Raw genomic sequence first — 3212 nt, forward strand, 5'->3', positions numbered from 1 at the left:
GGCTAGAAGCCCACCCCACAAGAACTGTAAGAATTTTCACAAGATCAAATTAATATTTTTTACCTAATCTTGTCGCCTGAAATGAACACAATCAAACAGCTTTGTAAGTTTTTGCCAATTAATAATTTGTCTGCTTCTTTTTGTGACCAATCTTGTGGGGTGGGCTTCTAGCCCGCCCCAAAGGTACAAACTCAATAAACAACAAAGATAATATTACAAATTACCTTGAAGTGCGATCGCAGTTGCGATCGTCCACGCATCCACCAACAGCAGCAGCAGCGTACATCCGAGCAAAATTAAATACATCCAAGGCTGAGACAAAGGGCGAACATCTCTAGTATCAATACCCGTTTTTGCTTCCACCAAACCGACTAATTTATTAAATCCAGCCACCCGCATCGGTAGCAGATAACCTTCGCCCGCATGACTCAAAAAATAGTAAACTAAGCCTCCTTGACCAGTCGATCGAGGTTTGAGAGCTTTCACCTCAGTCCAAGGTAGAGACCAACCCCTGCGAAACACGCGCGGAAACCAGTTCGGATAGGTAACTTCAATCCCCTCCTCGCTGAGAATTACCCGTTCGCTGAGCACGCCATACAAGCCCGCTGCGCCGATCGCAATTGCCGCCCAGAGTGCAGCGGGCGGAACCGGTGCTTTCGTTACTTCCGACAAAAACGGCAACGGAATACTCAAGGCGAAGTACAAGCTTAACAGCGTGATTCTAATCAGGGGAGACAGCCGGAATACAGCCGGCTCAAATACTGGGGGGGAAGATGGGGAAAAAGCGATCGGTTCTGCTGACATAACTGAAATTCTAGAAGCTGTTTAATGATATTTTTGCACAGCTTTCTATCTTGCGAACACAACTCAGGCAAATCTGAAAAAACCGGACAATATTTGCTGTTTTGAGTTGATCTGTAAAATTTATTTCAGAAACTTTGATTCTTAAGTGCTGAGTTTTTACCGTTTTGCAGAAGTTGGAATTTTGAGCCCGGAGTTATCAATTCACTGACAATTTATAACTCAAAACTCACAACTTCTATTAATCAACGGCGGTTAGTGCTGGTACTGTCAAAGGTTCTGAGATTTCTCGGGATTTGGGGCGGCCGGCGGTTGCCGTGCGATCGCCCGCAGCATCGCCTCGGGATCTGCTAGAATTGACGTTTGAATACGGGCCTTCGTTAATCTGCAAGCGATCGCAAGGAATTTTATCCGACAAAATTGCACTGGCCATCATCCCGGTGTGAATTTCCAATGCTGCCGCTGACATTGCTTCAAACACTAAACGCTGTCCGGGAAACACCACTCGTTCAAAATACCAGTTAGGAATGTTGGAGATGCGAGCAATCTGAATCTGACTCGTGGCGTTGACATAGCAGCACAGGATCTTGCTGTCGGTGTCTGAGGGTAGTGGGTCAAGAATTTGAGCCATAAATGTTGAGGGAGCCTTGCCTAAAAGTTTTAGTTATTTTCTTAGCTTAACACTAGGCGATCCCGGCTAATGTAAAGCCGACTACCAACTTATACCATTTGAGATTTGGGAATGACCTCAATTCCGGTTGCACTCAAACTTGACTGTTGACTGTTGACTGGAAAAATTGAATGGTTGAGTGTTAACTGTTGACTCGATTTTATAATTCCGATGCAACCGGAAAAGATATGACTTGCTGAATCAGGATTTATCCGGCTTGCCTAGAGTTGCATTGTTTGTTTGAAATGCTATCAATAACCTACCAGAGACCGATCGCACTTAAATTTAAAATTAGCCGCAAAAATATCTGATTTTTGACTTCATGCTGAGATTTTCGGTCAAAACACGCTGTATTGCTGAAAAATTCGCTTTTTTCTGCTGCTGTCGCCCACACCAACACGCTCAGCCTGAAGCCGATCGGTAAAATTTAAGAATATTTAATATTAAATTGCGAAAATTAGATTGAATGTAAAGTTATATTAAAAGAATATAAACATAGTTAAAAAAGTTCCACATTAGGATATGGCAATCATGGAAAACCGAGTCCTGTACGTTCGACTCCCTTGCAATCCAATTTTCCCGATCGGAGTTGTGTACCTTTCGGATCACGTACACAAGCAGTTTCCCGATGTCCAACAGCGCATTTTCGACTTAGGCGCGGTGCCCCCGCTGGATTACGCTAAAGGTTTGGATGCGATCGTAGACGAATTTAAGCCGACGCTGCTAGTTTTCTCTTGGCGGGATATTCAAATTTACGCGCCTGTCGGCGGTAGAGGCGGAAATCCGCTACAAAATGCCTTCGAGTTTTACTACGCCAAAAATCTCCTAACTAAGTTCCGGGGAGCACTGGGAGGATTGCGTTTAGCCACGTCTTACTACACCGAACTGTGGCGCAATCTGGGACTAATTAAGCGCGGGTTGAAGCGGGCCCGGAAATACCGCCCGGAAGCTCGTGCAGTGGTTGGTGGCGGTGCTGTGAGCGTGTTTTACGAGCAGTTGGGACGCAGTTTGCCGGCGGGGACTGTGGTTTCGGTGGGCGAAGGCGAAGCTTTGCTGGAGAAGTTGATTAAAGGCGAAGATTTGAGTCAGGAAAGGTGTTATGTGGTGGGAGAAACTGTGCCGCGCGATCGGCTAATTCACGAAAAGCCCGCTAATATCGAGAAAACTGCCTGCGACTATCACTACATCGAAACCATTTGGCCGGAATTTTCCTATTATCTACAGGATATGGACTTCTACGTCGGAGTCCAAACCAAGCGCGGCTGTCCTCACAATTGCTGTTACTGCATTTATACGGTGATTGAAGGGAAGCAAGTGCGGATCAATCCGGCGGATGAGGTGGTGGCGGAGATGCGACAATTGTACGATCGAGGTATCCGCAACTTCTGGTTTACCGACGCTCAATTTATCCCGGCGCGCAAATTCATCGACGATGCGATCGAATTATTGCAAAAAATCATCGCCGACGGCATGAGTGACATCCACTGGGCTGCTTACATCCGTGCGGACAATCTCACACCCGAATTGTGCGATTTGATGGTAAAAACGGGAATGAACTACTTTGAAATCGGCATCACCAGCGGTTCCCAGGAACTGGTTCGCAAAATGCGGATGGGCTACAACTTGCGAGTAGTTTTGGAAAATTGCCGCGATTTAAAAGCCGCCGGTTACAACGATGTGGTTTCGGTAAATTACTCATTCAACGTGATTGACGAAACCTTTGAAACCATTCGCCAAACTA

Annotated in this window: 3 protein-coding genes; 1 reads left to right on the plus strand and 2 read right to left on the minus strand. The window is 45.9% G+C overall.

Translation table 11 applies throughout. The annotated features are described in order from the left end of the window. Nucleotides 1-213: 213 nt before the first annotated feature. Both IQ270_RS29220 and IQ270_RS29225 read right to left on the minus strand, forming a co-directional pair. Nucleotides 214-804, minus strand: a complete 591-nt coding sequence (locus IQ270_RS29220; RefSeq protein WP_193976613.1) for a hypothetical protein — start codon at nt 802-804, stop codon at nt 214-216. 238 nt (nt 805-1042) lie between these two features. Continuing rightward, the gene (locus IQ270_RS29225; protein ID WP_193976614.1) at nt 1043-1432 is read right to left on the minus strand and encodes a DUF1830 domain-containing protein; all 390 of its coding nucleotides are present in this window, start codon (nt 1430-1432) and stop codon (nt 1043-1045) included. A 570-nt stretch (nt 1433-2002) separates the two neighbouring features. Here IQ270_RS29225 and IQ270_RS29230 point away from each other — a divergent pair. Further along, the coding region (locus IQ270_RS29230) for a photosystem II high light acclimation radical SAM protein (protein WP_193976615.1) at nt 2003-3212 on the plus strand (1210 nt) is incomplete at its 3' end.

Source organism: Microcoleus sp. LEGE 07076 (assembly GCF_015207455.1).
Lineage (GTDB): Bacteria > Cyanobacteriota > Cyanobacteriia > Cyanobacteriales > Microcoleaceae > Microcoleus.